The 18,386-nt window shown below is 42.1% G+C and carries 20 protein-coding genes and 1 tRNA gene; 9 read left to right on the forward strand and 12 right to left on the reverse strand.

Annotated elements, in window-relative coordinates:
- The 8 genes from K2Y18_03520 to K2Y18_03555 form a co-directional block, all read right to left on the reverse strand.
- A partial coding sequence (locus tag K2Y18_03520; protein ID MBX9804807.1) for a TraU family protein occupies positions 1-923 on the reverse strand: 923 nt, incomplete at its 3' end.
- 187 nt (positions 924-1,110) lie between these two features.
- The gene (gene traW, locus K2Y18_03525; GenBank protein MBX9804808.1) at positions 1,111-1,752 is read right to left on the reverse strand and encodes a type-F conjugative transfer system protein TraW; all 642 of its coding nucleotides are present in this window, start codon (positions 1,750-1,752) and stop codon (positions 1,111-1,113) included.
- On the reverse strand, positions 1,742-4,333 hold the full coding sequence (gene traC / locus K2Y18_03530; protein MBX9804809.1) for a type IV secretion system protein TraC: 2,592 nt from the start codon (positions 4,331-4,333) through the stop codon (positions 1,742-1,744). Before traC ends, traW begins: the two co-directional genes overlap by 11 nt.
- Positions 4,334-4,338: 5 nt before the next feature.
- Positions 4,339-4,593 carry a hypothetical protein gene (locus tag K2Y18_03535; protein MBX9804810.1) on the reverse strand — a complete coding sequence of 85 codons (255 nt, stop codon included), beginning with the start codon at positions 4,591-4,593 and terminating at the stop codon, positions 4,339-4,341.
- A gap of 36 nt (positions 4,594-4,629) precedes the next feature.
- Positions 4,630-5,946: a TraB/VirB10 family protein gene (locus K2Y18_03540; GenBank protein ID MBX9804811.1), complete on the reverse strand. Its 1,317-nt coding sequence runs from the start codon at positions 5,944-5,946 to the stop codon at positions 4,630-4,632.
- An 18-nt stretch (positions 5,947-5,964) separates the two neighbouring features.
- Positions 5,965-6,270: a hypothetical protein gene (locus tag K2Y18_03545; protein MBX9804812.1), complete on the reverse strand. Its 306-nt coding sequence runs from the start codon at positions 6,268-6,270 to the stop codon at positions 5,965-5,967.
- 17 nt (positions 6,271-6,287) lie between these two features.
- Positions 6,288-6,965: a type-F conjugative transfer system secretin TraK gene (locus K2Y18_03550; protein ID MBX9804813.1), complete on the reverse strand. Its 678-nt coding sequence runs from the start codon at positions 6,963-6,965 to the stop codon at positions 6,288-6,290.
- Positions 6,958-7,518 carry a type IV conjugative transfer system protein TraE gene (locus tag K2Y18_03555; GenBank protein MBX9804814.1) on the reverse strand — a complete coding sequence of 187 codons (561 nt, stop codon included), beginning with the start codon at positions 7,516-7,518 and terminating at the stop codon, positions 6,958-6,960. Before K2Y18_03555 ends, K2Y18_03550 begins: the two co-directional genes overlap by 8 nt.
- A 68-nt stretch (positions 7,519-7,586) precedes the next feature.
- On the opposite strand from K2Y18_03555, the gene K2Y18_03560 reads away from it, so the two are divergent.
- Positions 7,587-7,778, forward strand: a complete 192-nt coding sequence (locus K2Y18_03560; protein ID MBX9804815.1) for a hypothetical protein — start codon at positions 7,587-7,589, stop codon at positions 7,776-7,778.
- Between the two features lie 32 nt (positions 7,779-7,810).
- Here the strand turns inward: K2Y18_03560 and K2Y18_03565 are convergent, their stop codons facing one another.
- Together K2Y18_03565 and K2Y18_03570 are read right to left on the reverse strand one after the other, a co-directional pair.
- Complete coding sequence (locus tag K2Y18_03565) at positions 7,811-9,073, reverse strand: hypothetical protein (protein MBX9804816.1); 1,263 nt, start codon at positions 9,071-9,073, stop codon at positions 7,811-7,813.
- Between the two features lie 4 nt (positions 9,074-9,077).
- Positions 9,078-9,293: a helix-turn-helix domain-containing protein gene (locus tag K2Y18_03570; protein MBX9804817.1), complete on the reverse strand. Its 216-nt coding sequence runs from the start codon at positions 9,291-9,293 to the stop codon at positions 9,078-9,080.
- Positions 9,294-9,449: 156 nt separating this feature from the next.
- Here K2Y18_03570 and K2Y18_03575 point away from each other — a divergent pair, with 156 nt between their 5' ends.
- The 6 genes from K2Y18_03575 (at position 9,450) to K2Y18_03600 (ending at position 15,875) form a co-directional block, all read left to right on the forward strand.
- Positions 9,450-9,923, forward strand: a complete 474-nt coding sequence (locus K2Y18_03575) for a helix-turn-helix transcriptional regulator (GenBank protein ID MBX9804818.1) — start codon at positions 9,450-9,452, stop codon at positions 9,921-9,923.
- 239 nt (positions 9,924-10,162) lie between these two features.
- Entirely contained in the window at positions 10,163-11,209 is a 1,047-nt protein-coding gene (locus tag K2Y18_03580) for a hypothetical protein (GenBank protein ID MBX9804819.1), read from the forward strand.
- A gap of 598 nt (positions 11,210-11,807) precedes the next feature.
- Positions 11,808-12,179 carry a hypothetical protein gene (locus tag K2Y18_03585; GenBank protein MBX9804820.1) on the forward strand — a complete coding sequence of 124 codons (372 nt, stop codon included), beginning with the start codon at positions 11,808-11,810 and terminating at the stop codon, positions 12,177-12,179.
- Positions 12,180-12,452: 273 nt separating this feature from the next.
- Positions 12,453-13,457, forward strand: a complete 1,005-nt coding sequence (locus K2Y18_03590) for a response regulator (GenBank protein ID MBX9804821.1) — start codon at positions 12,453-12,455, stop codon at positions 13,455-13,457.
- Between the two features lie 189 nt (positions 13,458-13,646).
- Entirely contained in the window at positions 13,647-14,522 is an 876-nt protein-coding gene (locus K2Y18_03595) for a methyltransferase domain-containing protein (GenBank protein MBX9804822.1), read from the forward strand.
- A 33-nt stretch (positions 14,523-14,555) separates the two neighbouring features.
- Positions 14,556-15,875, forward strand: coding sequence for a HAMP domain-containing histidine kinase (locus K2Y18_03600; GenBank protein ID MBX9804823.1), 1,320 nt, complete (start codon positions 14,556-14,558; stop codon positions 15,873-15,875).
- Here K2Y18_03600 and K2Y18_03605 read toward each other — a convergent pair.
- Complete coding sequence (locus K2Y18_03605; GenBank protein MBX9804824.1) at positions 15,872-16,510, reverse strand: helix-turn-helix domain-containing protein; 639 nt, start codon at positions 16,508-16,510, stop codon at positions 15,872-15,874. The genes K2Y18_03600 and K2Y18_03605 overlap by 4 nt on opposite strands.
- A 193-nt stretch (positions 16,511-16,703) precedes the next feature.
- On the opposite strand from K2Y18_03605, the gene K2Y18_03610 reads away from it, so the two are divergent.
- Together K2Y18_03610 and K2Y18_03615 are read left to right on the forward strand one after the other, a co-directional pair.
- On the forward strand, positions 16,704-17,366 hold the full coding sequence (locus K2Y18_03610) for a hypothetical protein (protein ID MBX9804825.1): 663 nt from the start codon (positions 16,704-16,706) through the stop codon (positions 17,364-17,366).
- Complete coding sequence (locus tag K2Y18_03615; protein MBX9804826.1) at positions 17,366-18,163, forward strand: hypothetical protein; 798 nt, start codon at positions 17,366-17,368, stop codon at positions 18,161-18,163. Before K2Y18_03610 ends, K2Y18_03615 begins: the two co-directional genes overlap by 1 nt.
- Before the next feature lie 146 nt (positions 18,164-18,309).
- Here K2Y18_03615 and K2Y18_03620 read toward each other — a convergent pair.
- A tRNA-Glu gene (locus tag K2Y18_03620) sits at positions 18,310-18,385 on the reverse strand.
- Position 18,386: the final 1 nt, after the last annotated feature.

Consider the following 18,386-nt stretch of genomic DNA (forward strand, 5'->3'; position numbering starts at 1 on the left):
CCAAAATCCGACCCTTTGTACGGAAATTCCTTGCCTCCTTGCCAAAAAACTTCTGTGTGGCCCATGGGATAGCAATTCGACGTGGTGGGAATGGGATAGGTCATTTGAAGCCGATACTGGCTTTTTTTAATGATCGGCATGGGGTATTTGGAGCATAAACCTTGAACGCCATAAGTTCCCCAGAGAAGTCCCTCTCGGTGAAGTTTGGCCATAAACCGGCCTGTAATGAGAAGACTTGCTTGAACGCCTCCAGCATGATCACTAAGCGTTCCCGTAAATGGATAAAGCCCGCCTTGGCAACCAGAGCACCAGAACAAGGAATCGAGGGGCAAGTTGGTGGAAGAAGCCAGGCAGTCAGCGGCACACGCGGCTTGAGAAAGAACATTTCCAAATAAGACTGCCTCTGGGTTTAATATGAAGGATTTTTCGTCATCATTCCATAAGGGGTCAAGCTCCGTTAAGTAAGCTAAGTCTATGGATGTATTTTCGAGGCAAATAAAGTCCATCAAGACTTCGAGCCAGTACATGATTGGGTAGACATACCAATGGACCTGATAGAAACTATGATGAAGCCCGGTATCCCCATCTTCCTCCACATCCCCCCGATAGCTAACGCCTGAGCGTGCTACCTGCATCCCGCCCATGTTCACCAGGCAATAGGGTGTGCGGGTAACATCCACCATTCTGACCGGTTCCCAAAACCCCACAGGAATGCCAGGAACAGGGAGATTTAAGGGGGGTCTGTTGCACACACAGATAGGCGATCTGGGCACGGGAGGACTCGCATTGCCAGGCACAACATCCATCCCCATAATCGTTAAGGGGAAAACGCACTTCCAACAAATATCTGTGACGGGATTGACAAAACGACCCACACAATTAGCCTGTACAGGCAGGGAGAAAAAAAGTAAAAATAAAAACATGATGGATATGCTTCTAGAATCATTAAACCCCAGTAGTTCTTTCCTCAATTTCCTCACTTTATTGGTGGGGTTAATTGTGGTTCTTGCTGGAATCTTTAGACATATTCCTGCGGTTCCCGAGCCCAATCTTCGCATAACAATGCCTTTTGGAAAGATTCCTTTCTTTGATGGAGTTTTTCTATATGGGCTATTCATCATCTTGGTCCTTATTAGCATAAAGCTCATTAGCTTGATCCTTTAGGGTAATCTCTTCGATTAGGAGTACCTTGTCCTTCTGAGACACGCGGGTAGGAACTTTGGAAAGCCCGAGTTTCTTCACCAACACGCCACCTTGGTCAAAGAAGAATGTTCTTTTATGCTCTTTGGTTAATTGAAGGGGCGTTCCTTGAGTCAGGACGATCTTGCCTTCTTGTGATAAGGCCCAATTCACTTGGAGTGCATCATCTCCATCAATCAGCAGAAGCGGTTTCCCAAACGAATGATAAACGAGAGGGTTATATTTGGTTCCCGCAGTTGCGATCATATTGCCCTCATGATCTTTGATGTCTTTATCCAAAACAAAGGAAGGATCATAATCTCTAGATTGATAGGTGGTCGTCTTTTGAAGACCCTCGACAGGTCGGGGGCGATCAATGGATTGACGAACCCTCTCTTGGAGTTCCTTTTGATGCTCTGCAAGTTTGCCAGAAGTTTGTAGATCTTGAAGTCTTTCTTCAATGACTTTTAATAAGCTTTTTTCAACGATCTCAAATGTTGTACCAATGACGCCCAAATCCTTGGCGCCGCATGGAAGAACACAAATAATGAAGAGGATGTGATTAAGTTTCATGAGAATCCTCCTCTTCATTGGTCGCGACGCCTCGGTTGCTATTTTGTCCTTCGATGACAGTTTCAATAGCTTCTTCGATCGAGGCGCCGCGTTTGATATGACTCTCAATAGCTTGGTATTCTTCTGCATTGGTTGAGTAAAGAAGGCGACTGAATGGGTCGAGCCTCAGACGCCCGACGATTCCATTAATCCCAGGCCCAAAAATTGCCGCTTCTGAATAATGAGGGAGACTGGAATGAATGGATCGTAGCAGCGCTTCCTTATATTCATTATCCACAAACCCTTGAAGTTGATCATGATGTTTCAAAGAAGTGATAACATCGCCTTCTTGATAAAGGATGCATTTCCAGGCGGAGCAGTTAAACGCCTCTGTGGCCCCTGGCGATTCTTCCTTAAAATAATCCGTCAGATGTTGCGTTCCCAAAACGATCGAACCCTTATACTTTCGAGAGGTGCGACTGGCTTCAGATATAAAGTCTCCTGTGTTTTTGCCACTGAGGAGCTTCCAAGCTTCATCGATGATAATCAGGAAGGGTGTCACCCGATCTCCCTTGGCCATTTCTTGGTTGATTTGAATGATGAGCATTTGAACGACCACAGCCATAAGGCTTGGATAATTGCGCAGATGATCAGTTTCTATGACAACGAGCTTTTCCTTGAAGCTTGTATTAGCTGCCTCATTAAAGAATTGCCCATAAGAGCCTTGAGAGGAAAAAGCATATAGAGTTTGACAAAGATTTTTTGCAACAGTTTGTTCATGATTCTCTAAAAACTCTCTCACCGTATCAACAGAGCTTTTGGATTTATAAGTCTCCCAAGACCAGCGGATGGCTTGCTCAATGTAGGCGTTTTCTAAATCGGTCGTGCCATTCTTTGGGGCTGCCATCACTTGAAAGATGGGGCATATCATGGCCAACATTTCTTCTCGTTGGAGAATCTCCTCTGCTTCGTTTCCTTCTGGAATATGAGTAAACGGATTCAAGCTAATAGGATGTCGAATATCAAACTCGATGTGCTGGCCTTTGAGGATCTGACACGTCTTCTTAAAGCTCCTTCCTAAATCCAGAACAAAGACCTTGCCCCCAACACCCATGACCGTTGACATGAGTTCGTTCATAAAGACGGACTTGCCTGATCCACTTTGACCAGCAATGCAAACGTTATAGTTGTGATCGGTTTGGGCATTGGTTTCTCCAGGCAAGAAGGCTTTGCCAAATGGGTTCCAAAAGAAAAGCTGGCCGCGCCTTCCCACAAGAGGCATGCCAGGCGATGCTTGTCCTTTCCATTCGCCAACTACGGGTAAGAGATTTTGAGCTTCTTTGGTCACGGTCTTCTTCGCTTTCGAGAGTCTTTCCAAGCCCGTTGCAGCCCCGAAATCCTTTTTAGAGAAGTACCCCCTTTTAGATGTCCCTATCGTCCATGTCATGGGCAACGAAGAGAGGAGAACAAACAGGTGATCATATTTTGTGGGCTGAAAGGCCCAGCCAGAACTCCCCCAAAGTGCTCGGAGATGTTGCTCATTTTCTTGGATTTCCTCAGGTCTTGAAAAGATCGTATAGCTCAAAGATTCAATAATAACTTGCCCACCGAGCTGAAGCTCTTCAACCGTTTCAACACTTTCGTCATATTGTTCTCGCAGGTTGGGTACGAACTTGGACATGCCTTTCTTCAAGGAATTTTCAAGTGTTTGACGTTTGGCATACGCTTTGGCTTTGATCTTTCCTTGGTTACTATCCACAAACAAACCAAAGTGAATGAGAAAGGGGCAAGGAATCTTTTGACGAACCTCTAAAAGATCCCCAATCATTCGATCCATATTCCCTAAAGACCAGCGCTTTGGCCAAACTTTTGGGATGTAGCTCCGACATAAAGTTTGTCCATCATTCAACATCACCTCATTTTCTGTCGCCTTAAAATTCTTATCCAAGTCAAAGATTTGCTTTTTCAATGAATCATGCTCCTGCCACTGGCCCACCTGAGGGTAGACATCATTGTGGATGTTGAGGATCGTGCCGACTTCACGAATCAAACCATCAGCATCGATTGTTGTTGCTTGAATGCCTAAAGTTTCGAGAACGGCCTTCATCTCCTTTCGAAGACGCATCAACCGGTCTTTCTCAAACGGTTGGGTTATGTGCCCTGGAACCGTATACGAAATCAACAATCGATAGTCTCGGATCAAAAATCCTTCTGGGTCATGGTAGGCTTTGGCTTTCAAGAATCCTGATCGACGCAAAGCCAACTTTTGGAATATGGGATCATTCTGTAAAGTCTCACTTCGGGCATCTTTCCAATAGTCGAGATGAGGACCGATGCAAGGACTAGCGAACAAGAGAAATTGCATGGATGTTCCTTCCATCAAATTCCCAGGTGTTCGAAAGAACTGAGCCATCTGCTGCTGATCCTCTAGCCCTGCACCGACAATGGGATTGGCACTTAACACAAAACCTGTTGCGCCTTCATTGTAGAAAAGCTGGGATTGAGGCTCATAACTTTCATAAGGCAAAAGATCATGCAGACGAGGGATATTAATCCACTCTTTCATCAAACTTTCAAAACTATCAACTTTGTTTGACGTCATTGTCGCTACCTCGTTGGGGTATCAATGGAAATAACCTTGCTCATTTGATCCGGCCCATAATAGATGAACACTTGCTTGTTTTTGGAAGTACAAGTCCCAGAGCTACAAGTTGATTGATCCTCATCCAAATCAATCTCGTGGCGATCAATCATCTTGTTCACCTTAGAAAGAGAGGCGCATCCTGCTCCAGTTCCATAGGGACAATCAAAGTGGCTGGAATAGGTTGAGCCGGTACAAGCCCCCAAGGATAAGCAACTCAATAAGCTAAGACTTTTTGTTATTTTCTGCACAGTCATTTAGTTCTCCTGCGATTCTTGAGTAGAAGTTTCCAAGTCAGCAGTTGAAGATGAAGCCCCGACAACTTTCATGTCGGTGTCACTTTCAGGCGTTAAGGAAACACCTGTCTTGAGAAGAATATCGACCACACGACCACTGGCTACCAAGATGACTGGTTGCATTTGCTCTGCTCGTTTAATGGAGAATTCCGCGAGTTTATCGAGTGCGCTACCTGCACCCGATGCGGCTGCACCTTTCAGCGCTCCTTCTTTGCTCAAGGCATTGGTTTGACCGAAAGGAGTCATTGGATAGACACCAGCAGTTGCTTCAAACTTCAAGAAGTTAGCCGCAGCAGATAACAATCCAGCACCAAATGCCTCTCTTGCAACCGCCCCAGCACGATCCACAACTTGCCCTCGAATGCCTGCCAGACCATCTTCTCCAACAACCCACCCTTCAATCGCTTTTTCGATTTGAGTGCCGTTCTTATCCTTCCATGTTAGAGTTTCTAAGCGACAGCGCGCGCGCTCGCTGGAAATATCCCCGTAGCAAGCGCCGATGAGAACAGCATCTCGCACCTGACCTTTTAGTCCGCCGGGAAGGTCCCCATCATCAACCAATCTCAACTTGATCGGCTCTGGATTTCCTTGTGAATTGGTCGCTGTGGAAGCGGCAACTCCCATGTCCACAACAGCCTTACAGTAGGTGCCCCCAGGGAGATATAAGTCTGAAGACTTTAATGAAGCTCCCTTAAGACGATGACCGGTGAGGTGAACAATCTTTGGACCTCGTCTTTTGGGCGGCGCATTATTTGTTGATCCAGTCCCATAAGAAGCGTTCGGAATGGATGATACTGGTTGTTCGGTAGGTTGCTCAAAGGTCTGGTTTGCAGTTTCAAAGCTTGGTTGTTCAACGGGAGGTTGCAACTTGAATAAGTCTTCCAAAACATCAACGCGCTTTTCCAACAATTCATTTTGTTGGTGGACCTGGTGAGTTTCTTGGCGAAGTATTTCTGCCTTCTTCTCAACCCTATTGACCCAGGTTTCTCTTTCATCGACTGAGCTTAAAGGTGTCGCCATGTCTTTCCCAAGGGTGCTCATTGGTTTCTCAACAGGCTTTGTGCTCATAGAAGGTGACGCACTATCACCTCCTGACAAAAAGAGATAAAATCCTACCGCCAGAATTGTTATGCCGGCTCCGCTTAAGAAAAGTAGCTGTTTTACCCTTAGTTTCTTTGACGCGGCATTTATGTCTCTTACGCCAGAATCTCCTGATAACCCGATCCGATCGTAGAGGCAACTTTTGAGACTTTCCAATTTTTCGAACATCTCTTTCATGGCGATTCCTCTTCCTCATTAGTTCAATATGTTAAAAATAGCTTTTGACTTAACGAGAGCGGTGACGATACCAATCCCACCGGCAACGCCGATCTGCGCCAAACCCTTTGGGATATCTCCTTGGTAGCAGGAGTATCCACCCCCCACGACGAGCCCTCCGCCAATCAATAAGGCCGCCAAGTTTCCAAGGACGATGTCGCTTACCTTCGTGATTTGCGCATCCAAGGTGGCATAGGATAGTCCTGTCATGGCAAGCATTGCCACTGAGACATACCCAATTGCCTTGCCCCATACTTTTAGTTCCGCTTTTGATATCAATTTCATCTCTGTTCCCCCTTGATTTAACGGTTTTGAATGACAAATAGTTTCCCAGATTGCTCAGGATTTAGCTGGGATTGATCAAAAGTAGAGGCCAAATCCCTGGCCTCCCAAAGCACCCTATTATCAAGGGTAATCTGTTCTTGGCCCACGTTCTTGACTTTGAAGATCAACACACGATAATGCTCGTTTTGATAAGCGTTTTCGACAATCGCTTCTAACGAGCTTTTGTCATCATGGCCGCGGCTCACTTCATCAACGGATATGGCGTAGAATCCTTTTGGAACAATCCCTTGAACAAAGCTGGCCAAAATCGTTCCTGCATCCTCTTGCCTCTGTTGCATACGCGTCGCCGGATTCTCGAAAGTAAGGAGAATCGGTTCTGCTATCTTAGATTTTGGAATCAGCTTAAGGTCCTGGACGGCCCCACGGTTTGTGATCAATGTTACGTAGAGCGGACCGTTCAGACTTTCAGCGACTACAAAGATGTGACCGCTTTTATGATGGGATATATTATCCCCATATTCCGTTGGATATGCATAAATATCCTCAATCCCATCATTATCTATCGTGATACGCGTCATTCCCGTTTTTGAGATAGGGAACTCCAAAACCTCAGAAGGGTTTAGGGGTGTATGGGCATTGCAATCATCTGCAAGAACCAATGCTATCGCCACAAAACTCATCAAACTTTTATTCATCTTTAACCTCCACAAAATCTTTCAAAAGGATAACGCCATGAGTTCGCACCACCCAGGACAGGCGGAATTTCTTTTCAGTCGCAACGGGTGAGGAATCTCTCCCAAAATAAGCAATGTGCTGGCCCACCACCTCGATGGTTTGAGTTGACTGATTGACCAAAAACTTCTTCGGATAAAAGACCGTGCTGATCTCATCGGCTTTGATCTTCTTGGATTCAGCCTGCAGTTTCTCTTTAAGCGTCCCTACATTTTGTATCGTGATTTTTAGAATCTGCTGGATCTTCCAATCGATGCTATCGGGATTCACGGTAAATATGGTGTTGACCACCCCATTGGCCCAATCGGCAAAGTAGTCATCGGAATACTTAGACGCAGTCATCTCTAATCTGTGATCCACATCGTAATGCGGAATCAAAACCCAATGTTCCTCAGCATTTACCACTTTTAAGACCAACAGGATGTTCGTGAGAACAAGGCCGAGACAAACCATTAGAGCAAAATCTCGTTGCTTCAAAACGGCTGTTAAAGTTGTTTGGTTGGTAGAGAAGTTCATGGCAGCCATATCCTCTTCAATGATTCTGGACATATTCTTGGTAAGCCAAACCGCAGCCCTAGCGTCCAATGAAGATAGGACACAGTCGAAAATCCTGTGACCAATTTCTTAAAGCGCTTGATGATGTAGACTCCGATAGACCCACCTACAAGGAAGAGAAGCTTGAGGGAGAACGCTTCCAGTACGAAGAACAAAAAAATGCTCACGACGATGAAACAAAGTTCATCCACCGTCATCCCCCCAATCCTGAGGGGCTCTGACATGAAGGTGTATATTCGGTGTTCTTTAATGTTCATGAGTGATGTCCTCCATATGGCTGGATGACTTGGAAATCAATTCGTGAAACCTCGGGACGTATAGATCGAATGGCACGAAGAATTTCTGGTGAGAAATTCCCTTGGATATAATCCTTGATGAACCTTCCCTCAACAGACAGGTTTGCCTTCGAGTCAGATAATTCACTTAAAGACACCTTCAAAAACCAATCTTTGTATTTGATCTGACCTATCTGCTTTGCCAGATTGATGGAGATTTTGAGCCAGGGCAGAAGATATTTGCTGCTTGGTAGGCTCCGGGCAAGCTCTTCAGAAAATTCCTCCCAAGTCAGAACTTCGGTCAGCTTCTTGGCGGGTTGGGGTTGGTCATAAATCGCCCCTTCCAAAACCTTGTAGGCATTATCCGAAACCAAAGCCCAATCCAGAGTTACCTTGAAACACCTGGCATTCTCCCCAGCGAGATAGCGAGAGTTCGCAATCAAGGTGCAATAATCTCTCCAAGAATCCATTTGGCCTTCGAAAATGGTTTCCAAGAGCGCCTTCAAGAGTTCTGCTCGCTTCTTGGTGAGATGAACCTCCTTTCCTGAATAAATTTTGCGTTGGACGGTTTGATTCCAGGTTTCCAACATCTCCTCGTGAGGCTTCTTGTGGGGAATATTGGTATTCGGATTGGAATTTTGAAAGAGTTTTATTTTTTCTTCCTCTTCCTCTTCCTCTTCCTCGGATTTTTTAACCCCGAAATTGCTTGAAGGAGGAGAAAGAGGAGGAAGAGTATTCTCTGAGCTAGTAATCTCTGTATCTATATTAATACATCTGCCCAAATTGGGCCGATCGATCAGCCCAGTCTGGGCAGCTCGATCTGTGGATTTCAACAAATCGATCTGCCCATTTTGGGCAGATGGGTGTGTCGGCTGCTTTTCTGTCATTTCTAAAGTGTTTGTTTCAGAACAGAAGAATACTTGATCTAACTTGTCATAATCGAGGCTGTAATATTTAATCTTCTTAAAATCCCGAGTCACGAATGACATGAGCAGACCAGATTCTTCCAAATTTGCAACCGCTCGTCGAATCGTATTCATTCCCCAAAATGGGAACTGATTCTTCCATTGGTCATAAGTGTTCCAAACCCAGTAGCGATTCTCGAAAAAATTCTTGTTTAACTTTGGATTCAGCCAATAATGGACTTGCTGCAACACAATCGCTTCATTGAGTCCGATCGTTTGAGCAAGAGTTGGTAAAATTTGAAGAGGCGGCTCGTTTATTAGAAGTTGTGATGTCATCGTTTTATTCCCCTGGTTTTTTACTGGTAAGGTCTATGGAAGTATTTTTACGCCGCCGTTCTTCTTCAAACGTTTCAACGTGCTCAATCTTATATCGAATGTGTTTTCCCATTTTGTAGTACTCAGGCCCGCGACCGTTCCATCGCCACTGACTTAATGTTGTGGGTGGCATATTCCACCGGTCAGCGAGATCATCACTTGTTAAAAATGAAGGTTTCATAAGATTAAGACTCCTTTACGCTAGAGTTGACTGTTAGTTGTTTATGTACAACTCTTGTAAGTTTTTCAGACTTGTAATTACATGTCAATTAGTGTTTTTATGTATATAACGTCAGGAGAATTAAATAGAACCAGAGAGAACGAAAAGGAGGACAAGATGAGAACAATAATTGCAAAACAGATACATGCTCGGATGAAAGCGAAGAACATTTCAACCGTCGAAATCGAAAGACAAGCGGGTCTCAAACCTCATGCAGTTAGAAATATTTTACGGGGGCATTCCAAAAGACCTTCTGTCGATATTGTCCATGCGGTTGCCCATGTCCTCGACTGCACCGTCGATGACCTGATTCAAGGCATGAATATCTTTACCGATGATAAAATGGGCAAAACAATAGAGGAATTGTTAGATCAATCCTATAAGGCTGGCTTGCTCACAGAAACGGTAAAGCTCATTGATGCTAAGGTGAAGAAGGAAAACCACAACCTAACCATCGGTCAAATCTTAACTTGCGTAGAAGAAACCTACCTCCATTCCCTCCAAAAAGGACTCAACAAGGTGGATAAAGATTTTGCGGATTGGTTTATGGGGTTAGTTTCGGGATACTTCTTTTCAAGTCATAATAGTTGATGCTGGTAATCTACATTTCTTGTATCTTATAAATAACAGCTCTGCGAAAGGTAACTAAGAATTGGACAGATATATGTGGTTAATAGAAATTGTGTTAGGTATTGTTGGGGTAACAGCAATACCTCTCATAATTATTAAATATAGAGGCGGAAATAAAACAAAACAGAAACAAAGATCTGGAAAGAACTCTGTCAACATTCAAGTTGGTAAAGATTTTAAAGTCAACAAAAATATAAACCATGAATAAAAATAATCAAGATCAGAAATCTGGTGACAATTCAGTTAATGTTCAAGCAGGCACCCTTATCGTAGAAGCTGGGCTTACCTACCAGGATGTTAAAGATATAGCTAGAGATCTATTTAGTGAGAATTTTTTAGTACTTCAGAAAGAGGCGAAGGAAACTGCTTCGCAAAGAGCGCAGGAAGTTGTTGAATGTTTTCTGAACAAACTTCAAGAAACCAACCCACTGCCATTAGAATCCCTCAAAAGCCCTGACATGCAAATATCGCTATTTAATGCTCAAAAAGGTTATGCGCAAATAGGAAAAAGAGAACTGGCCGATCTTTTAGTAGACATTCTTGTACGCAGAAAACAAGCAGTAGAAGAGTTACAAAAAATTGTTTTATCTGAATCAATTTTGGTAGCTCCTTTACTATTGCAAAGACAACTAAATGCAATATCAGTCAGATTTGTTCTAAGTTATAGTATGCAAGGGAATATCCTCAATATTGAAAGCTTTAGAGATTATTTTAAAGAATATTTGCTGCCATTCTGTTCTGAACTTGCAACTGAAGCGTCAGATTACCAGCATATCGACTATACAAAATGTGGTTCAATTTCTATCAGTGGGAGTAATTTATTTGACATCCTCAAAAAGAACTATCCTGCCGTTTTTACAAAAGGGTTTGATAAATCCTCGATCGAAACTATAGCCCTTAATCCAGATCAGGAGCACAAACTATTCATACCTTGCTTAAGAGACCCATCAAAATTTCAAGTCTCAGCTCTTAATTCTGATGTTATCGATATGTTAGGAAAGAAATATGATATAGATGAATCAAAGATATCTCAACTAAAAGCTCTTCAAAATACCAACTCTATGTTGGAAAATGAAATTGAGGATGATATAAATCAAATAGATCCTAATTTTAAAAACCTATTTAAAACGTGGAAAACATCTTCTCTTCAATCTCTGCAATTAACATCTGTTGGGATAGCATTGGCACAAGCGAACATAAAAAGAATCACTGGAATTGATCTCGATTTAGGAATATGGATTAAATAAATTACACCTTAATGGAAAGTTAACACTATCTCTCTTTATCGTTTTGCTTGATGGATAGACTTCTTGAACAACTACAACGAATACAGCTGAGCAATTAACAATAGTAAGTTGCGAGCTATTCATTAAAATAATAGATTTTTATCTTGATTCTTCCACACCTCCCTTCTAAAGTATAAGGGAGGTTAAAGATTAGTGACGGACTACGCGCTCTTCTTACCTCATTGTTAAGCAAGCGTGGAGCCCAGGCGTTGATACCGCCCAGACCCCACTAACCACAATCAACCCTTAGGAGGTTAATAATGGCTAAAAGCATCTTAGCTCAAACTGAGCGTATTTACCAAGAACAGATCATGAGAATTTGGCATAAATCTGGCCCGCCAGAATTGCGTCTCGATTGAACATGTCCATATGAAGGGGGCAAGGGCTTTCCTTGCTCCCTTCTTGTTGTGTGATGTTTTTAGAGGACTTGTTGGGTCAGCTCTTGTCTTTAATTGGATCACTTTGCTTATCCGCGAAGCTAACTCTTGCTGTCTAAATTCCAAGGTTAAAATCCTTTCAACATTCACACCCTGATTTTTTGAGAATAAGGAAAAAGTGAATGATACAAATTCTTCCTCTAGATGGGACACCACCAGAATGCTTTGAAGATTTTGATGAGCTTTTCAAGAGTGTCACATCGATCGAAAATTCGAAGCTTATGGCTACGTGCCCTGATTTCACATATATGAATTGGAGCTTTATAATTTTGTCACCTAAACGTGTGACTGCTCTATATGGCCATATCAAAGAGCCGTCTGCAGAGATACTGGAAGCTTTCGAAGATAATCTACCTTTGATTGAGATATGTGCAGGTGATTATCAAAAACCCCAATACATTGTCCTGACGCCCAATGTTGACATGGATTATCTCAAAAGAAAGTGGTGTATTGACTACTGCACCTACCACCACCTTCTTGTGAGAGAATTGTGAGGGAGGAGCATCTTTTGTGGATCGCGCTGGAATTAAACGAATTAGTTTTCAAAATGGAAAATTGATTCTATCCTTCTACACTACTTATAGATGAAATTAATTAAGGGGTTTCACTAATTCTATAATTATGGGCAATTCAAATATAATAAAACAAAACTTGCAATATTTTTAAAGGCGATATATACCATATTTAATAAATTGATATTCGCTATTAGCTATGCAATTTGTGAATACAAATTTAAATATTTGATTGTTATTATTTTGGAGAGTTTTATGATTCCATGTTGTTTTCACCCCACCCGCGTTGCTGTTATTGATGATAATAGTGAGTTTTTGAGAAGCCTGAATCAGGATTTATCGAAAGATCATGCCTCGTATCAATATTTTAAAAACCCTCAAAAGGCCCTTCAATATCTAAATGAGGTCTATAAACCTGATCCCTTTCCTAATCGTTATATTGAGAGTCTCGATGAGGAACAGTGGGAACATCGGCAACTGGACGTCAATATTCTCGATACCCATCATGAGATATATCGAAACGAAAGATTTGAGGAAATCTCCACAGTCATTGTAGATCACTCAATGCCGGGCATGTCTGGGCTTGAGTTCTGCAAGAAAATTAAAGATCCCAATATACAAAAAATTCTCCTCACAGGTGTTGCTGATGAACACATTGCTATCCACGCTTTTAACAAAGGTATTATTCATCACTATATCCGCAAACAAGACATGGACATGAGTGATCAGCTCAATCAAGCTGTTGAAAATGCCCAGTGGCGTTACTTTAATAAACTTTCGAAGGTTGCAATCAAAGCAATTGTAACTGCGGATCGCACCATCAATCCCATCAGTGATCCAAATTATCACGATTTTTTTAAGAAACTCATGAAACAGGGAAAGTTTAGAGAGGCTTATCTGTGTGAATCTATCGGAAGCTATCTCTTTCTAACACAGGATGGCGCTACGCATGGTCTCGTGGTGAACAATGAATTGCAACTTGAAGATGCAGCAGACTCGGGCGAGGCCCAAAACGTCGATTCTTCTCTTCTCCAAGAGTTAAGGGAACGAAAACTGATTATGTGGTTTCACAATTCTCAAGGCATTTTGGAGCCCGAAGCTGCGGATTGGAGGAATCATGCCTATTCGCCCCAAACTCTTCAGGGGCTTCATGAAACGTACTATTACATTTTTGCACCCAACATTTTTGACGTTGACCATACCCGAATCCTCCCTTTTGGAGAATACAAAGCCGGGAAATCATTTGAAGTATATGTTTAGAAAGTAGAACAAAAGGTAAGTAGCGTAACGGGAATGTATGAAGAACTTTTAAGAGAAGGAGGCATTTCTATAAGCGTTTGCAAAAATAAATGCTTTGATATGGGATAAAATGTTCACAGTTTGACAAGTTGTGCGGTATATGATTAATGTTTTTATGGTATCCAATAAAAATAATAAGGATAATATACCATGCAACGCGAGGTCCTGCCTGCACTCGATCGCATTTCCGTTTCTATGGACGTGCGTGCAAATGAACTTTCCCGCAAAATAAATCATGCCCACCCATTAGTCCTTGCAACATACGGCCTTAATGATTTGGCAGAAAAGCCTTGTTTTCAAGGTGGTTACATTAATTTTGGCTATTGGAAAGATAGAGCTTTAAAAGAAGGAGAAATGACACAACAGGAAAGAATTAGAGCGTCTGAAGCTTTGTATGAATTGGCGATCAACCATTTGAATATCAACTGTAATGACAGAGTTCTAGAGGTTGGGAGTGGCAGAGGAAATGGATGTGCAAAAATTGCAAAGACCATGAACCCCAAAGAAGTTGTTGGCGTAGATATAACGCCTGAGCAAGTTGAGCGTGCCAATAGGATCCATCATACCGCGATGCTTGAAGGAACTAACCTATCATTCCATGTAGGGTCATCTGACTATATACCTTTTATTGATGGCCACTTTACAAAGATTTATTCCGTAGAAGCTGCTCAATGCTTTCCTTCAATGACAAATTTTGCCAAGGAAGCTTGGCGAGTCTTGAAAGATGGGGGACAGCTAGCAGTTACAGCTCATTTTGCCACAAGTGAATTGGGTTATCAGGCATTAAGAGCTTGTATTCCTACTATTGATCAGGGCGTTGACCGGCTTATTCCTATTGAGAATGTTCTTCAGGCTTTCTTGAACGTTGGTTTTAAAGAAATTCATTTTGAACCCATTGGAAATCATGTGTTTGAAGGATTTCATCAGTGGAGATTGAAAGTTGGGGATACTAAGTGGGTAGATTCAGTTCTCGAGTGCTATAAGGAGGGGCACATGGATTATTATTTAATCCTCCTTGAAAAATAGCTTACTAGTTTTAAGCGAGAGTGAGGATTATTAATGAAATTTTGCTTTTTTAAAAAATTGTATGCGAGTCTCTCTGAAAAAACCAAGGATACTGAACATCAGCTTATTCCCTATGCTGTTTTGGGAATCTTCGGGTTTTTTCTATTCTACTTCTTTAATTCTCACATTCGTCCAGGAACCTATGAAAATATTCCTTTGCGAGTTATCGCCTTTATATTGTGCTTTATTCTGGCTCTTAAAAATCATTGGCCGCAAAAATTTAAAAAATTCATCCCACTTTACTGGAATGTTACTATTCTTTTTAATCTTCCATTCTTTTTCACATTTATGCTGTTAAAAAATCCTTCCAATCCTATTTGGCCCTTGTATACCATTCTTGCTCTTACTGTTCTTATTCTTGTGGTGGATTGGTTAAGTTTTGCTATCCTTACAATTCTTGGAACTGCTTTAGGTAGTATTTTCTACGTATTAACAACACCAAGCCCTCAATTGCCAGACAATTTTTCTGCTATTATGGTCGTATATTGCAGCATAATTGTTTACTCTGTTCTATTTTCCCAAAAGAATCAGCTGGCACAAAAAGCAAGGATTCAAACTATGAAAATGTTAGCGGGTTCAATCGCCCATGAGTTGCGAACTCCCTTGTCTGCTCTGATGATGAATGCTCGAACTTTAGGGAGAATTCTCCCCCGCTATCTAGAGGGGTATGCGAAAGCCAAAGCGGCCAACCTTCTTGAAAATACTCTAGAGCATGATCAAGAAACTTATATCGCAGAACTCCCAGAAAACATGCAAACATTGAGCAACAACGCACACACGATGATCACAATGCTTCTAGCTAATTTGAATGAAGACACCGCTGACCGGAAAGTGGAGAAATGCTCAATGAAACTATGCGTTAAAGAGGCATTAGGAACTTACCCCTTTTCAACAAGTGAGCGGGAAATCGTACATTGGGAAAGCGGAAGTATGACAGAAGACTTTACCTTTCTTGGGCATAAAGAACTCACAAAGCACGTGCTCTTTAACCTTTTGAAGAACGCCTTGTATGCTATAGCATCCGTTGGAAAGGGAGAGATTTATATTACGCTTGAGGCTGATGCTGTCAACAAAGGTAGATGTCGCTTGATTTTTAAAGATACAGGCCTTGGCATATCCCGTGATAACTTGTCCCATGTATTTGATAGATTCTATACCAGAACGCGCCATGGCACTGGCATTGGCCTTGCTTTTTGTAAAGCAACAATTGAAGGATTTGGGGGCAAAATTACTTGCGATTCAAAAGACGGTGAGCATACAACGTTCACTATTATCCTTCCCGTTGTTGGCGAAGAAACTCTCCAAGCTGCCTAAAGAGACTGGGGGTTAGGCTTGCCAGTAATCATCTCCTGCTGTCGTCTCATAAATATGACGACCGCCACAGCTTCCAACTCTACATTCATAAGCTCTCCGGTGTGAGAAAAGGAGATGAGATTATAGAGTTTAGATTTTTGGGTCTTTTGAACCAGTCTTATTTGTGTTCCAAATTCTCTTGTTCGAACAATGCAAAGTTGGTCAACGAAGCAATCTTGCACTCTCTCAGGTTCCTTGAAAATTCCACCGACATAATCCCCTTTACGTATCCATGGCGCCATACAGTTATCGGTTACTTCCATAACGGTTGAATCCTTATAAAATGACTCGAACCGGGCAATTTCCTGCAAAATATAGGCTTCATCTGTGGTTTGCGAACGTGCCTCTAAGGGGTCCTCACCTTTTCCATATAATATCCAATCGGTCGTGCAGTTAATCCCATAGGTTTTAAAAATAGAGACAAACAATTCTGCTTTGTGGGGTTTAATGCTTCTAAGACCTGTCTCCCATCCTCTTAGGCTTGGGCTTCTAATTCCATGGCGGTCTTGAATCGCATCTCGGGATAGACCTGTCGCCTTCCTCAAATTGTATAATCTCAAGGCCGATGGGGGGATCGATTTCGTTTCTTTGGGCATTTTAATTCATCAAAATTAGTGGGCAATTCCCATAAGATACGCCATTAAACAAGGATTTTCAAGGAAAAGATACAAAGAAGGTTGCGTTGTGTCAAATTAAATGATACAAATCATATGCCAATGCATCTATAGATACAAATATTGATCCATTGAGTATATGCAACTCAGATAAGTGTTATGAAGGAGGCCAACATTGCTAAGATTAATCGCCAAAGAATCCCCCATATCCATATATAGACACAATGTGTCCAAGTATGCTGAAAAGACTAAAAGCTCCTCTATTCATTCTCTACAACAACCTTTCTTGTTTGATTTTCAGGAGATATCCTCAGGCATTTATGTTGCAAGATTTCTGGATACTTTCCATGAATTATCCTGTGATTTTGCACTTGAAGTAAGAGATGTCCTCATCCCCTCAGGAGATGAGTACGAAGAACCTTATTTACAACCCGTTCTTGTTGGTGAATTTCCACTTTTAGACACTCGAAGATTTCAACAAAAAGTCCTTTGGGATGAGTATCTTCAAGGGATGGCACTAATTCAGTTTCAGCTGAAAATCCTAGAGCAACTCCTTTTGTTTTGTGAAGACAAATTTGCTACCCATCTCTTACTGACCTTTAATGATGTGAACCAGGATTACCTTGAAATCTATCAGCGCTTCATTATTTCAGAGGAGCAAATTCTCTGTGCCCACAACGAGAAGACGGAGATCGCCATCCCCACAGATGTCACAGTTTATGATGATTTAATAGATTTCATTGAAGAAGTTGATCATAAATTTCGACAAACCTTATGGAGCGAGCATCGAACCAATTCAATTTATCGGCACTATTTAAAATCGGAGGCAATTGTTTGATGAATTCTCTCACATTATATCTGCTGATCTCAATTACCCTCGTAGCTGCTGGGCTATACCTTTACTACGCATATTATAAAGCAGCCAAAAGAGAGTCCTTGGGAGCGGAACTCCATCAAACTTCATGTGTAATGCAAAGAAATCTACAAGGAGATATCAAAAGGAAACGGCAGGAATATATGGGGTACCTGATTGAGTCTTTAACTCTACTCAAGAAATCCTACTCTGATCCCAAAGTTTCTCTGACAGATACAGACAGGTTAGATATTTTGGAGCTGTGCTTGCGTCAAGCCAAACCCTTATTCATGGGCTTGTGGGAACCCACAAACAAGGAGGAAGTTGATCTAAAAGTAATTCTCCTGAACATTCCCCTTCTTTTCGCTGAGAAGATCCATATCTTAAACCTTGACGTTGAAATCGACATACCTGAGACACCAACAATTCTTCTTGGAGAGCCGGTCTTCGTGGAAGTTCTTTTGATCAGTCTCATTGGCAAAATAATTTATCGCATCCCCAATCGCGGAAAGCTCGTTGTGTCTTTAGAAGAGGAAGATGGGGATTTTCATATAGAAATCTGGGACAATGGTTATGTCTTAACCGGCTCGGCGGCAAACCTAATCATTCACCTGCATGATTTCTTCATTGAGGATTCTGCTTTTCAACAGCTATGTCTGGATAACGGCATCGGTTATTCAACTTCCTATGAGAAAGACGACAACAAGAATATGACTTACCTCATGTTTCCAGCGCCTGAAGAAGAAATCGCCAATAGTAATGTGGAAAAGATACAAGATTAATAAAGGTAGTAGAAAAAAACCAGACTGCAGAGTTTCCCAATTTCTTTTGAAGGATTTTCTTGATCCCCTGAAATCAGCACTTGGTACACATATGGTACATTTTTAAAAGTTAAAAAACCAACTTTCCTTGAAAGCCTTGAAAAGATTGGCGTCCCCTACGGGATTCGAACCCGTGTTGCCGCCGTGAGAGGGCGGTGTCCTAGGCCTCTAGACGAAGGGGACT

The organism is Alphaproteobacteria bacterium (assembly GCA_019746225.1).
Classification (GTDB): Bacteria; Pseudomonadota; Alphaproteobacteria; order Paracaedibacterales; family VGCI01; genus VGCI01.